This window comes from Streptomyces spinosisporus, from assembly GCF_022698145.1.
Taxonomy (GTDB): Bacteria; Actinomycetota; Actinomycetes; order Streptomycetales; family Streptomycetaceae; genus Streptomyces; species Streptomyces spinosisporus.
The window spans coordinates 359,656-373,278 of the sequence record NZ_JALDAX010000001.1 but is presented as its reverse complement, the minus strand read 5'-3'; the positions used below and the strand labels follow the sequence as shown (position 1 = coordinate 373,278).

The following is a 13,623-nucleotide window of genomic DNA, read 5'->3' as shown; positions in this document are numbered from 1 at the left end:
CCCGGCACTTCACCGGGCAGCACGACGAGATGCGCTTACGGCGCCCATACCTTCGAAGCGGAAGGTGGCGGCACGGGGCCGTCACCGTGCAAGAGGGGGCAGGCCCGTCATGGGGAACGGAGATGCGCGGGTGCGGGGTATAGCCGCCCGGGCCGGCGGCTGGAGCGCCCGGCACCGATGGGCCGCCGTCGGAATCTGGGTGCTGTTCGTCGTCCTGGCGATGGGGCTCGGCTCCGCGGCGGGCCGGGTGGACGTCAAGGACAGCGACCAGCTCAAGGGCGAGACCCACACCGCCGCCAAGATCGTCGAGGACGCGGGCATCGAGGAGCCGGCCAGTGAGAGCGTCCTGATCCAGGCCAGGGACGGGAACGTCAAGGCCACGGATCCCGAGTTCAGGGCGGCCGTCGCCGCGGTCGTGAAGGCCGTCGACGCGACCGGCAGGGTCACGGACGTGCAGTCGCCGTACACCACGCAGACGATCTCCAAGGACGGGCGCAGCGCGCTGGTCCAGTTCGACATGCGCGGCGACTCCGACACCGCGGGCGAGCGGGTGGAGCCCGTGCTCAAGGCCGTCGACGGGGTGCAGAAGGACCACGAGACGCTGCGGATCGAGGAGATCGGCGGCGCCAGCATGATGAAGACGTTCGACGACGCCTTCGGGGACGACTTCCAGAAGGCCGAGCTCTCCGCGGTGCCCGTGGCCCTCGGCATTCTGCTGATCGCCTTCGGCGCGCTGGTCGCGGCCCTGCTGCCGGTGGCTCTGGCGATCACCGCGATCATGGCCACGATGGGCCTGATGGGCGTCGTCAGCCATGTGATGCCGATGAGCGACACCGCCAACTCCGTGATGCTGCTGGTCGGTCTGGCCGTCGGCGTCGACTACTGCCTGTTCTATCTGCGCCGGGAGCGCGAGGAGCGGGCCGCCGGACGTGACGCGCAGACGGCTCTGCGGGTCGCCGCCGCCACCAGTGGCCGCGCGATCATCGTCTCCGGTGTCACGGTGTGCGTGGCGATGGCGGGCATGCTCTTCACCGGGCTCGCCGAGTTCGAGGCGATGGGTCTGGCCTCGCTGATGGTCGTCGCGGTCGCCATGGTCGGCTCGGTGACCGTACTGCCCGCGCTGCTCTCGCTGCTCGGCGAGCGGGTCGAGAAGGGCAGGATCCCCTTCCTGCGCAAGGCGATGGAGCGCCGGGCCGCCCGCACGGGCGGGGAGAGCCGGTTCTGGACCGCCGTCCTGCGCGGTGTCCTCGCTAGGCCGCTGGTCTCCGTCCTGGTGGCGGTGGGCGCGCTGCTGGCCGTCGCGGCTCCCGCGATCGGCATGAAGACCCAGAACCTCACGCTGGACCAGGAGTTCGGCAACTCCCTTCCGATCGTGCAGACGTACAACCGCGTCAACGACGCCTTCCCGGGCGGCTCCGAGCCGGCCGAGGTCGTCGTCAAGGCCAAGGACATCAACGCCCCCGAGGTGAAGTCCGCGCTCGCCGACTTCAAGGAGCGGGCGATCAGTTCGGGCGCCTCGCGCGGCCCGGTCGAGATCAAGCTGCACGATGCGCAGAACGTCGCCTACGTCTACGTCCCGCTGGTCGGCGGCTCCGACCTGGACAAGGCGGGCGCCAGCCTGGACAAGCTGCGCGACGAGGTGCGGCCCGCGACGCTGGGCAAGGTGGACGGCCTGCAGGCGCCGATCACCGGACAGGTCGCCGGCTCGAAGGACTTCAACGACCAGCTCGCCGGAGCCGTGATCCCGGTCTTCGCGTTCGTCGTGGTCTTCGCCTTCGCGCTGATGCTGCTGTCGTTCCGCTCGCTGACCGTCGCGATCACCTCGATCCTGCTCAACCTGCTGTCGGTGGGCGCCGCCTACGGCATCCTCGTCGCCGTCTTCCAGCACGGCTGGGGCGCGTCCCTGGTGGGCGCGGAGGGCGTCGGCGCGATCATCACCTGGCTGCCGCTGTTCCTGTTCGTGATCCTGTTCGGACTGAGCATGGACTACCACGTGTTCGTGGTCTCGCGGATCCGCGAGGCGCGGCTGCGCGGCCGTTCGACGCGGGACGCGATCCAGCACGGTGTGGTCACCACGGCCGGTGTGGTCACCAGCGCCGCGGTCATCATGGTCGCCGTGTTCGCCATCTTCGGCACGCTGTCCATGCAGTCCATGAAGCAGATGGGCGTGGGCCTCGCGGCCGCGGTGCTGATCGACGCGACGATCATCCGGGGCGTGCTGCTCCCCGCGGTGATGGCGCTGCTCGGCGAGCGCAACTGGTATCTGCCGAAGTGGCTGAACCGGCTGCCGGACCTGACGCACGACGAGGCCGCGGACGCCGTGGCCGCGCCCGGGGCGCGGGACGACGAGGGGGAGCCGGTGAGGGTGTGAACCCGATGAACTCGCTGAACCGCTCAACCCGCTATACCCGCTGAACCCGCTTGGAATAAGGGCCCGTTGGCTGCCGGGGAGCCAACGGGCCCTCTCTCATGCCCGGCGCTCGGGCAGTTCGGCCTCGATGAGGTCGGCCGCCCGCGGTGTGCCCCCTTCCCGGGCCATCTCGGCCCGGATGTCCTCGAGCCTGCGGGCCACCTGGGGATCGCCGACGAGCGCGAGGGCGGCTTCCCGCAGGGCCTCGGCGCTCGCCTCCTCCGTGTCGATGCGGCGTGCGACGCCGAGACCCACCAGCATGTCCGCGTTGCCGAACTGGTCCACGGCCTGCGGTACGGCGATCATCGGCGTGGCCGTGCCCAGCCCCTCCTGGCTGCCGCCCGCACCCGCGTGCGTGACGAACAGGTCGGCCTGCCGGAGGATCGCCAACTGCGGCACCCAGGACCGCACTTCGACGTTGTCCGGCAGGTCACCCAGCTCGCCGGGGTCCACATGCCGGCCGATCTGGAGCACGAGATGCCAGCCCGGCAGACCGGCGAAGGCCTCCACGCACGCGCGGTAGAACACCGGCTGCTTGGTGAAGGCCGACCCCAGGGAGACGAGCACGACCTTCTCGGCACCCTCCGGACGCTGCCAGTCGCCCTCCGCGGAGCGGTCGCCCTGGCAGGCGCCGACGAAGGTGTACACGCTCTCGTCGACCCGGTCGGCGTTCGGCTGCAGCGCGCTCGGGATCAGGACGAGCGAGCGGTCGGGCCGGCCGGCGAAGGGGTCCGGGTGCAGGGCGATGCCGTTCTCCTCCAGCCAGCCCTGGAAGCGGGCGTAGTACGCCTGTCCGCGCGGGGTGCTCTTCGGCTCCGCCCACATCGGCTCGGCGACCTCCTCCTCGTACCCCTTCCAGGCGACGAGGTTGGGCGACAGCGAGATGGCGGGCACACCCCAGCGGTGGGCGAGGACCCGGGCCGGGTACGACGTGATGTCGTGCAGCACGAGATCCGGCTCGTCCCCCTCGTACGCCTCGATGAGCTGCGGCAGGGCCTGGATCGCGTCGTTCAGGAACAGCTCGACGTGGTCGAGCAGTTCGCTGCCCCAGGCGTCCGGGGCGGCGTCGGGGCCGGGGAGGGTGGAGTTCCACGGCTTCGGCTCGGCGCCGGTCGCGGCGACCTTCTCGGCGAAGGCGGGCGGGATCGCGTACGTGACACGGTGTCCCCGCGCGACGAGCTCGCGGATCACCTCCAGGCTGGGGTTGACGTGCCCATGGGCGGCGACGGAGAACATCGCGATGTGGGCGGGGCGGGTGGTGGGGGCTCGGCTGGTCATGTGATCGACCGTAGGCGAGACGATACGTCTCGTGCAACTGCAATACGTCGCATACGTCACCGGCTCACCCGCCCAGCACGTCGTACAGCCGCAGCCAGCGCTCCGGCGACACCTGACCGACCAGGGCGCCCGGGTCCAGTCCCGCCGCCCGGAACGCGGCGTCCACCCGGCGCCTCGGGTACGCGCGCCGCAGCGAGGCGTGCAGCGAGCCGCCGACGCCGGAGAAGCCGAGCTCGACGAGGTGCCGCCAGCCGGCGTGGGCCGCGCGGTCGAGCAGTGGGGTACTGCGCCGCTCGATGCGTACGACTCCGGCGTCGACGCGCGGCACGGGCCGGAAGCGGCTTCGGTCGACCCGGCCGACCAGCCGCCACTCGTGGCGCGGCCAGCTGAGGACCGTGACCAGGGTCCAGCTCCCGTAGTCGCCGGTGCGCTTGCGGGCGTATTCGAGCTGGGTGAGGAGGGTGGCCTCGGTGAGTGCGGGGGCCCGCAGACACCAGTCGACGATCGCGCTGGTGCGGTGGAACGGCACGTTCCCGGCGACGGCGAACGGCGCGCAGGGCGGGTCGGCGTGCAGGAAGTCGCCGCCGATGACGGTGACATGGGGCGTGTCCGCGAAGCGGGCGCGCAGTGCGGGCAGCAGTCGGCGGTCGATCTCGTACGCCCGCAGCTCTCGGCAGCGGGGGGCGAGCCGCTCGGTCAACGCGCCTTTTCCGGCGCCGACTTCGAGCAGCAGGGGGGCCTCGTGTCCGTGCGGGACGGCGAGCCGGGCGAGGTGTTCGGCGGCGGCGCGGTCGGCGAGGAAGTTCTGCGAGAGCTTCGGGGAGGGCTTCGCGGAGTGCTTCGCGGAGTGCTTCTGCGAGCGCGCGCGGGAGGTCGGGCTGGGGCGGGCCATGGCCTGCGTCCTTGTCTTCCGGGAGAAGTAAGAGGGCAGCCGAGGCCCTGGCCGGAAGACAGGAAGCGAGCGAGCATGCGCGAGACGCGGGGCGTGCCGCCAAGGGGCACGCGCCGCGAAGGGATCAGCGGGTGCGGCTCTCCGTACCGGTCAGGGCACCGGGGCCACGACGCATCCGTACGGAGTGCGTGCTGCCCCGGCCGAGACCGGTGTCGGTGATCGCGTTGCAAGCTGCCACGGACGGAACGCTAGGCGGGCGGCCGTCGGCCGGCAACGGGTTTTCCGGCGGCTGCTCAGCGCTGGTAGCGGGCCAGCACCAGGTTCCCGTCCTTCTCCAGCCGGCTGCGCAGCTCTCCGAGGTCGATGTCTCCGCTGTAGTACTCCTGGAAGGCGGGCGTCGCCACCTTGTCCTTCCACTCGGGGTAGCCGCGGACGGACTGCGCGGGTGCTGAGCTGAGGTGGGCGGCGAGGGCGGTGCCGGTCGCCCAGCCGTCCTTGGCCGTGTGCAGGGCCGGGTCGTCGAGGGCCCGGGTGCCGGTCGGCAGCATCCAGTCCCCCAGCGCGAGCCGCACCATGTTCTCCGGGCGCAGCAGGAAGTCGACGAACGCGGCCGCCTCCTTCTTGTGCGGGCTGTCCTCGGCGACGGACAGGGTCTGCGGGCTGACGCCCTGGGTGAGTCCGTCGGCGCCGGCCGGTGCGGGCAGCACCTGCCAGTGGAAGCCCTTGGGTGCCTGCTGCGCGATCTGCTGACGGTAGGAGAAGCCGAGCGGGACCATCGCGTACTTGCCGGCGAAGAAGCCGGGCAGGGTGTCGGAGCCGCCGCTGCCCAGGGTGGTGGGCGAGGCGCTGTGATCGGTGTTCGCCTGGTCGTGGATCGTGCGCGGCACCACCTGGTCGGCCGCCGCGAAGCGGATCGTCACCTTGCCGTCCGCGCCCCGGTGGAACAGCTCGCCGCCCGCCGACAGGGACAGGTTGAGGGTGGCGGAGACGGGCTCTTTGAGCGGCCAGGCCACGCCGTACTTGCCCTTGCCGCTCAGCCGCTTCGTCACCTGCCGGAACTCCGGCCAGGTCCAGGGGTGTTCGGGCGTCGGGATGCGCACGCCGGCCTTCTTCAGCCAGGTGGAGTTGGCGATGAGCACCCTCGGCTCCTGGAGGAAGGGCACGCCGTAGATGCCGTCGCCGAAGGTCGCCGTCCGCCAACTCCGCTGCGGGATGTCGGACTTGAGGCGGGCGGGCAGCAGGTCGGTCAGGTCGGCGAGATAGCCGCCGTAGGCGAAGTCCGCGAGGTCGTCGGAGGCGTCGTGGATGATGTCGGGTGCCTCACCGCCCTCGAAGGAGGTGAGCAGCTGGTCGTGGACGCTGTCCCAACTCCCCTGCACATACTCGACCTTGACGTCCGGATGGCTCGCGTTCCACTCCTTGACCAGCTCCTTGTTGGCCTCGACGGACTCCTGCTGCCAGGCCAGGGACTGGAAGCGGAGCGTGATGCGGCCGTGCGCGCCGCCGCTGCCTCCGCTGGTGCAGCCGGCCAGCAGCAGGGTGAGGACCTGGAGGCAGATCATGCGGGTGCGCATCAGTTCTTCACCGCCCCGGTGAGCATGCCGCCGGTGATCCGCCGCTGGATGAGCGCGAAGACGACGAGGGAGGGCAGCGTCGCGAGGAACGCGGCGGCCGCGAGCGGTCCGAGGTCCGCGACCCCTTCGGCGCCGATGAAGTGGGTGAGGATCACGGGCAGGGTCTGTTTCTCCGGTGTCTTCAGCAGGACCAGCGCGAAGAAGAACTCGTTCCACGCGGTGACGAAGGCGAACAGGCCCGTCGCCGCGATCCCCGGCGCGAGCAGCGGCGCCACCACGGACACCAGGGTCCGGGTGCGCCCGGCCCCGTCGACGGCCGCCGCCTCCTCGACCTCGGTGGGCACGGCACGGACGTATCCGGCCAGCATCCACAGCGCGAACGGCAGCGCCCACACCACGTAGACCAGCGTCAGCCCGAACAGGGAGTTGATCAGGTGCAGGTTCTTCAGCACGAGGAACAGCGGGATGATCACCAGGACCAGCGGGAACGCCTGGCTGACCACCACCCAGCCGGTCGCGGCCCGGGTCAGCGCGGTGCGGCGGCGGGCCATGACGTAGGCGAGCGGGGTCGCGATCACCACGGCGATGACGGCCGCACCGGCCGCGGCGAGCAGGGAGTTGAGTGCGGCGTGCAGCAGGGGCTGCTCGTCGAAGGCCTGCCGGAAGTTGTCGAGCGTGGGGTTGCGCGGGATCCAGGTGGGATGCAGACTGCCCAGCTCGCGCGGCGACTTGAAGGCGGTGGACAGCAGCCACAGGAACGGGAAGGCGAGGAAGACGAGATAGCAGAGCAGGGCGGCGTACTGCCCTGCGCGGGTGCCGGTCCGGGACCTCATGCCTCGTCACCTCCGCTGAGCCGTCCCACCAGGAAGAGGGCGAGCAGGACGGAGATGACGGCGACCATCACGCATCCCATCGCCGCCGCGTACCCGAACTGGCCGTAGCGGAAGGCCTCTTCGTAGGCGAACAGCATGGGCAGCCGGGTACGGCCGCCGGGGCCGCCGTTGGTCAGGACGTAGACCAGGGCGAAGGAGTTGAAGTTCCAGATCAGGTTGAGCGCGGTGATGGCGAGGGCGATCGGTCTGAGGGCGGGCCAGGTGACCGTGCGGAAACGGCGCCAGGCGCCCGCTCCGTCGACGGCGGCCGCCTCGTGCAGTTCGCGTGGGGTGTTCTGCAGTCCGGCGAGCAGGGCGACCGTGGTCTGCGGCATACCGGCCCAGACGCCGACGACGACGACCGCGGGCAGCGCGGTGGCAAGCCCGCTGAGCCAGTCGCGGCCGTCACCGAGGCCGAGGTCGCGCAGGGTCTCGTTGAGCACCCCCGCGTCGGGGTTGTAGACCAGCCGCCACATGACGCCCACGACGACCTCGGGCATCGCCCACGGGACGATCGCCAGGGCGCGGGCCAGCCAGCGCAGCCTCAGGTCCTCGTTGAGCAGCAGGGCGAGGCCGAGTGCCAGCAGGAACTGCGGCACGGTCACCCCGACCGCCCACAGCAGCCCGATGCGGAACGACTCCCAGAACAGGGTGTCGTGCAGCAGGTCCTGGAAGTTGAGGCCGCTGATCCACTGCGTGGCCTGCGTACGGCCCGACTGGGCGTCGGTGAACGCCAGCAGGATGCCGTAGAGCAGCGGTGCGACGCTCAGCACGAGGATGGGGATCAGCGCGGGGAGGACCAGGAACCAGGCGCCGCGGTCGGTGGAACGCCGCACCGGTCTGCCCGCCTGGGCCACTGACGCCACGGAATCTCCCTCTCTGTACGGGCTCGGCCGCCCTGTACAGCACGGACGGGCCCGGTCATGGTCGTGAAGATACTGTGCCCCGTCAAGAGACCGCGCACCCGGCGCGACCTGTGTGGATGCGAGACTGAGCGGCGGATGGCGGGTTTACGACGCCGGCCACGGCAGGGGACGACGACACGGAGGCGGACGATGGACGAGGCACGGGCGCGGGACGTACTGGCCGCGGCGGACGTCCTGCCCGGCCCGGCGCGGGACGCGCGGCTCCTCTCCCTGGGCGAGAACGCGGTGTTCGCCGCCGGTGACCTGGTGGTCAAGGTGGGCCGCGACCCGGAGCTGCTGGAGCGGGCACGCCGCGAACTGGACATCGCCCTGTGGCTCGCCGAGGAGGGCGTGCCCGCGGTCCGCGCGGCCGAGCCGAAGCCGCGGTCGGTCCTGGGGCACCCGGTGACCGTGTGGCACCGGCTGCCGGATCCCGTACGGGACGCCGAACCGCGGGACTTGGCCGAACTGCTGCGGGTGGTGCATGCGCTGCCCGCGCCTTCCTTCTCACTGCCTCCGCGTGAGCTGCTGGGCGGCGTGGAGCGCTGGCTGCGGCTCGCGGGGGACGCGATCGACCCGGCGGACGCGGCGTATCTGCGGGAGCGGCGGGACGGGTTCGCGGCCGCCGCGGCCGCGTTGACGCCGCATCTGACGCCGGGGCCGATCCACGGGGATGCGCTGCCGCGGAATGTGTACGTGGGGCCTGATGGGCCAGTGCTGGTGGATCTGGAGACGTTCTCGTCGGATCTGCGGGAGCACGACCTGGTGGTGATGGCGCTGTCGCGCGATCGGTACGGGTTGCCTGCGGCGGCTTATGACGGGTTTGTCGCGGCGTATGGGTGGGATGTGCGGGAGTGGGAGGGGTGTGCTGTGTTGCGGGGGGCCCGGGAGACGGCGAGTTGTGCGTGGGTGGCGCAGCATGCGGGGAGCAATCCGGCGGCGTTGGTGGAGTTCGAGCGGCGGGTGGGGTCGTTGCGGGCCGGGGATGAGTCGGTGCGGTGGTATTCGTTTTGAGCGCCTGAGGGGTGGGGGGCTTTTGTTCGTCGGGCGGGTGCGGGTTGTTTTGGGTTGAGCGCGCAGTTCCCCGCGCCCCTAGGGGGTTGCCCTTCTGCCTTGGATGGTTTGTGCGGCTTGTTGTAGTTCTGTGAGCACCGTGCGGACTGCTTTTCGGGCTGTGCGTTCGGGGCGGTAGAGGGTGTCGATGTGGCGTTCGGCCCGGACGCCGCTCAGGGGTTTGAGGAGGACCTCGGGGTGGGGGCGGGTGGTCCAGCGGGGCATCAGGGCGAGGCCGCCGCCCGCTGCCACCGCTTCGGCGACGACCGCGAACTCGTTGATGCGGTGGGCGAGATGGAGGCGTTTGCCCGCGGCGGCGGAGATCGCCTCGATGGTGGCCAGGACCGGGAAGCCGTCGTGGACCGTGATCCAGGGTTCGTCGGCCACGTCGCGCGGGGTCACACGGCGTTGGGCGGCGAGCGGGTGGGTGGCCGGCATGGCCACGTCCAGGGGTTCACGCAGCAGGGTTGTCGCGGTCACCGTGGGCGGCCACGGGGGTGCGTGGTCGAGACGGTGCGCGAGGACGAGGTCGTACTCCCGGGTCAGGCGCGGGAACTCCTCCTGCGGTACGTCCTCGTCGGCGAGCCTCGGCACCGGGGCGCCGGGAGCCGCGAGTGCGCGCAGCAGCGGCGGGAAGAACGCCGCGGCCGCGCTGTGGAACGCCGCCACCGACACCTCGCCGTCGGGCCGGTCCAGGAACTCGCCGACGCTGCGGCGGGCCCGCTCCATCGCGGACTCCACCTCGATCGCCGAGCCCGCCAGTGTCTGCCCGGCGTCGGTGAGCACCAGGCGTCTGCCCCGGCGCTCGGTGAGCGGAACCGGGATCGAGCGCTGCAGCAGCCGCAGCTGCTGGGAGATCGCCGACGGGGTCACGAGCAGCGCCTCGGCGACCGCGGTGACGCTGCCCAGCTCGCCGAGCTCCCGCAGGATCCGGAGCTGCCGTTCGTCCATGTGACCAGTGTAGGGAGTCGATGTAGGACTTCTAAAAGATCGGTTCAGTAAGTGGTACTGGGCTTCACGAACGTCTTCGGTGCAGGGTGGGGCCGTGTCCGACGTCCGCCGCACCGATGCGGTACTCCTCCTTGTCGCCGTCGTCTGGGGTTCGAGCTATCTGTCCGCCCGGACGGCCACCGCCGCGCTCCCCGTCCTGCTGGTGCTGTTCGCGCGCTACGCCCTCTCCGCGCTCGCCTGTCTCGGGGTCGTGGCCGCGCGGCGCGGGCCGCGCCGGTTCAGCCGCGACGAGGTGCGGGCGGGTGTGCCGCTCGGGCTGACCCAGGCCGCGGTCCTGGTCGTGGAGACGTACGGCGTCGCCCACACCAGCGCCGCCAACGCGGGGCTGATCATCAGCCTCACCATCGTGCTGACCCCGCTGCTCGACCGCACGCACGGCGGGCCGCCGCCCCTGTTCTACGCCGCCGCCGGTGTGTGCGTCCTGGCCGTCGGTCTGCTGATGGCCGGCAACGGCTTCCATGCCCCGCGCCTCGGCGATCTGCTGATGCTCGGCGCGGCGGCGGTGCGGGCGGGTCATGTCGCGCTGGTGGGGCGGCTCACCGTCGGCCGGGGCGTACGCCCGCTGCAGCTGACGGCCGTGCAGACCCTTGTCGGCACGGCGCTGTTCCTGCCTGTGGCGGCCGTCCACGGTCTGCCGGAGCTGGTCCGGGCCGGCCCGGCGACCTGGGCGCAACTGGTGTATCTCGCCCTGTTCTGCAGTGTGTTCGCCTTTCTCGCGCAGACCTTTGCGGTGCAGCGCACCTCCGCCAGCAGGGCCAGTCTGCTGCTGGGCACCGAGCCGGTCTGGGCCGTCGCGGCGGGCCTCGCCCTCGGCGGTGAACACCTCACGGCACTCACTGCTCTCGGTGCGGCGATGATGGTCGCCGGCACCTACTGGGGCCAGTCCGTGGAGCGCGCCCACCGCACCGCGGTCACCGCAGCCGCCACCGAAGTCCACGCCCACGAAGGGGATGTCCGATGCCGGACCACGACACCTACGACCGTCTGATCTCCCTCCTCGACTCCGCGTCGGTCGACTACAAGCTGATCGACCACGAGCCCGAGGGCACCACCGAGGCCGTCAGCGCGCTGCGCGGGCACGCCGTGTCCGAGGCCGCGAAGTGCATCGTGCTGCGGGTCAAGGTCGACCGGCGCACCACCCGGCACGTCCTCGCGGTCGTCCCCGGGGACCGGCGGGTGGACCTGGACGCCGTGAAGACGCTGTACGCGGCCCGCTACGTCGGCTTCAGCGACGCGGAGACGGCCGAGCGGCTGGCCCGCGCCGTCCCCGGCACCGTGCTCCCGTTCAGCTTCGACCCCGAACTCGAACTCGTCGCCGACCCGGCCGTCGTCGCCCTGCCCCGCCTCTACTTCAACGCAGCCCGCCTGGACCGCTCCCTCTCCCTCTCGGGCACCGACTACGAACGGGTGGCCCAGCCCCGAGTGGAACGCGTGGCAAGCCCTGCCCCGGCGTAACACCTCCGCAGCTGCGCCAACCCGCTCTGCGGCTCCCGGTGTGGCGGTTCAGAGCACTCGTTCGTCTGCCGGTTCCCGCAGTGGCCAGGTGCCGTCCACGGTTGCCGTCGGGTCGCCCTTGCGGCGGAGGAAGTCCTGGAAGTCGGCCGCCCATTCGGCGTACCACTCGATCTGGCGGCGGTGCAGTTCCGCCGGGCCGAGGGCCGCGATCTTGGTGTGGCGGGCGGCTATGGCGCAGGCCAGGCCGGCGGCGGCGAGGGCGTCCGCGGCGGCGTTGTGCGCGGCGTCCAGCAGGACGCCGTACTCCGCGCAGACGGCTTCGAGGTTGCGCTTGCCGCGGCGGTAGCGGTCGACCCAGCGGTCGATGGTGTACGGGTCGATGACCGGGGCGGGCGCGATGCCGCCGAGGCGGTCGCTGAGCGACGGCAGGCCGTAGCGCCGCAGTTCGGCCGAGAGCAGGCTCAGGTCGAAGGCGGCGTTGTAGGCGACGACCGGGACGCCCGTCTTCCAGTACCCCGCGAGGACGTCCGCGATGGCGTTCGCCACCTGGTCGGCGGGGCGGCCCTCCGCGGCCGCCCGCTCATTGCTGATGCCGTGCACCGCCACCGCGTCCGCCGGGATCGGAACGCCCGGGTCCGCCAGCCACTCCCGGCGCCCTATGGGCTGCCCGCCCCTGACCTCGATCACGGCCCCCGTGACGATGCGCGCCTCGCGCGGATCGGTCCCGGTCGTCTCCAGGTCGAAGCCGATCAGCAGCTCCTGGTGCCAGCCCATGGGCGGCCCCCCCTTCTTGGTGGTGCTTTCCCCCAGTGGTCTCCACCTTCCCATGAGCCACTGACAATCAGAGGACCGCATTCCGCTTACCGCGGCTCCGGCGTGCGGGCACGGTTTCAGGACACGGGCCGCGAATCCACCCACATCATTTCGAACTCCTCGCGGTAGGTGGGGAAGAGTCCGTTGTCGACCCCCTTGTCCATGTCGTCCGGCTTGACCACGCGGCCGCCGTTGCGCAGGACCAGCACCGGCGCCTCCATCCCGCGCGTGCGCCGCAGATAGGACTGCACGACCGCGATGCCGTCCGAGCCGTCCCCGTCGACCAGATAGGCGCTGAAGCGCGGGATCTCGTCGTAGACATGGATCTCGAAGGCCCCCGGGTCGCGCAGCCGGGAGCGCACCCGGCGCATGTGCAGGATGTTCATCTCGACGGAGCGGCTCAACTCGCCGCGCTTCATGCCGAGTTCGCGCTCGCGCCGCTTGACCGCGCTGGAGGCCGGGTTGAGGAACAGCAGCCGCACCCGGCAGCCCGCCTCGGCCAGCCGCACCAGCCGCCGCCCGGAGAAGTTCTGCACGAGCAGGTTCAGGCCGATGCCGACGGCGTCCAGGCGCCGCGCACCGCCGAAGATGTCCTCGGCCGGGAACTGGCGCAGCAGCCGCACCCGGTCGGGGTGCACGCCGACCACGTCCGCGTACCGGTCGCCGATCAGGTCCTCCACCGCGTCGACGGGCAGCCGGCGGGCCGAGGGCACGTCACCGGCCGCCCCGAGGACGTCCAGCAGCTTCGCCGAGGCCCGCTCGGCCTGGCTCAGGACAGCCTCGGACAGGGCCCGGTTGCGGGAGACGACATTGCGGGTGACCTCGAGCTCGTCCAGGGCGAGTTCGACCTCGCGGCGGTCGTCGACGTAGGGCTCGAAGCACGGCCAGTGCTGCACCATCAGCTCGCGCAGCTGCGGCAGCGTGAGGAAGCTGAGGACGTTGTCGTCGGCCGGGTCGAGCAAGTAGCCCTTGCGGCGGCTGACTTCGCGTACGGCGACGGCGCGCTGCACCCATTCCTGGCCGGCCGGACCGGCCGCGGCCACCACCCAGTCGTCGGCGTGGACGGGTTCGTAGATGGGCCGCAGAACAGCGGCCACGACCGCGCGCAGCCGCTGTTCGACGAGGTTCAGCCAGATGTAGGCCCGCCCCGCCCTCTGGGCGCGCGTACGCACCTCGTGCCAGGCGTCGGCGTCCCAGTCGAGTTCCGGGCCGATGGAGTTGGTCGCCATGGGCCTGGCCAGAGACACCGTGCCGGGCGGGACCTCTGTGGAGTTCCCCTCGTGACCCTCGTCACCAGGGGGCAGCTCCAGCCCTCCCGAGCCCACCCGCGCACCGCCTTCCGCTCCCCCGAGACTCCCCG

The 13,623-nt window shown here is 71.5% G+C and carries 11 protein-coding genes and 1 pseudogene; 4 read left to right on the top strand and 8 right to left on the bottom strand.

Annotated elements, in window-relative coordinates; all coding sequences use genetic code 11:
* Window positions 1-109 precede the first annotated feature (109 nt).
* On the top strand, window positions 110-2,371 hold the full coding sequence (locus MQN93_RS01575) for an MMPL family transporter (protein ID WP_242707963.1): 2,262 nt from the start codon (window positions 110-112) through the stop codon (window positions 2,369-2,371).
* Between the two features lie 96 nt (window positions 2,372-2,467).
* On the opposite strand, the pseudogene mgt reads toward MQN93_RS01575, so the two are convergent.
* The 5 genes and pseudogenes from mgt to MQN93_RS01550 form a co-directional block, all read right to left on the bottom strand.
* Window positions 2,468-3,731: pseudogene (gene mgt, locus MQN93_RS01570) on the bottom strand (macrolide-inactivating glycosyltransferase).
* 21 nt (window positions 3,732-3,752) lie between these two features.
* A complete protein-coding gene (gene erm / locus MQN93_RS01565) occupies window positions 3,753-4,580 on the bottom strand; it encodes an ErmE/ErmH/ErmO/ErmR family 23S rRNA (adenine(2058)-N(6))-methyltransferase (RefSeq protein WP_016431936.1) in 828 nt (275 codons plus the stop codon).
* A 293-nt stretch (window positions 4,581-4,873) separates the two neighbouring features.
* Window positions 4,874-6,154, bottom strand: a complete 1,281-nt coding sequence (locus tag MQN93_RS01560; protein ID WP_242707962.1) for an ABC transporter substrate-binding protein — start codon at window positions 6,152-6,154, stop codon at window positions 4,874-4,876.
* Window positions 6,154-6,987, bottom strand: coding sequence for a carbohydrate ABC transporter permease (locus tag MQN93_RS01555; protein ID WP_242707961.1), 834 nt, complete (start codon window positions 6,985-6,987; stop codon window positions 6,154-6,156). Before MQN93_RS01555 ends, MQN93_RS01560 begins: the two co-directional genes overlap by 1 nt.
* Window positions 6,984-7,892, bottom strand: a complete 909-nt coding sequence (locus MQN93_RS01550) for a carbohydrate ABC transporter permease (protein WP_242707960.1) — start codon at window positions 7,890-7,892, stop codon at window positions 6,984-6,986. Before MQN93_RS01550 ends, MQN93_RS01555 begins: the two co-directional genes overlap by 4 nt.
* A gap of 189 nt (window positions 7,893-8,081) precedes the next feature.
* Here MQN93_RS01550 and MQN93_RS01545 point away from each other — a divergent pair, with 189 nt between their 5' ends.
* Entirely contained in the window at window positions 8,082-8,945 is an 864-nt protein-coding gene (locus tag MQN93_RS01545) for a phosphotransferase enzyme family protein (protein WP_242707959.1), read from the top strand.
* Between the two features lie 78 nt (window positions 8,946-9,023).
* Here MQN93_RS01545 and MQN93_RS01540 read toward each other — a convergent pair whose 3' ends face one another.
* On the bottom strand, window positions 9,024-9,935 hold the full coding sequence (locus MQN93_RS01540; protein WP_242707958.1) for a LysR family transcriptional regulator: 912 nt from the start codon (window positions 9,933-9,935) through the stop codon (window positions 9,024-9,026).
* Between the two features lie 94 nt (window positions 9,936-10,029).
* On the opposite strand from MQN93_RS01540, the gene MQN93_RS01535 reads away from it, so the two are divergent.
* Together MQN93_RS01535 and MQN93_RS01530 are read left to right on the top strand one after the other, a co-directional pair.
* Complete coding sequence (locus tag MQN93_RS01535; protein ID WP_242707957.1) at window positions 10,030-10,983, top strand: DMT family transporter; 954 nt, start codon at window positions 10,030-10,032, stop codon at window positions 10,981-10,983.
* Window positions 10,953-11,450, top strand: a complete 498-nt coding sequence (locus tag MQN93_RS01530) for a YbaK/EbsC family protein (protein WP_242707956.1) — start codon at window positions 10,953-10,955, stop codon at window positions 11,448-11,450. Before MQN93_RS01535 ends, MQN93_RS01530 begins: the two co-directional genes overlap by 31 nt.
* A 48-nt stretch (window positions 11,451-11,498) precedes the next feature.
* Here MQN93_RS01530 and MQN93_RS01525 read toward each other — a convergent pair whose 3' ends face one another.
* Window positions 11,499-12,224: a 3'-5' exonuclease gene (locus MQN93_RS01525; RefSeq protein ID WP_242707955.1), complete on the bottom strand. Its 726-nt coding sequence runs from the start codon at window positions 12,222-12,224 to the stop codon at window positions 11,499-11,501.
* Between the two features lie 116 nt (window positions 12,225-12,340).
* A complete protein-coding gene (locus MQN93_RS01520) occupies window positions 12,341-13,588 on the bottom strand; it encodes a DUF5919 domain-containing protein (RefSeq protein WP_242707954.1) in 1,248 nt (415 codons plus the stop codon).
* Between the last annotated feature and the right edge of the window lie 35 nt (window positions 13,589-13,623).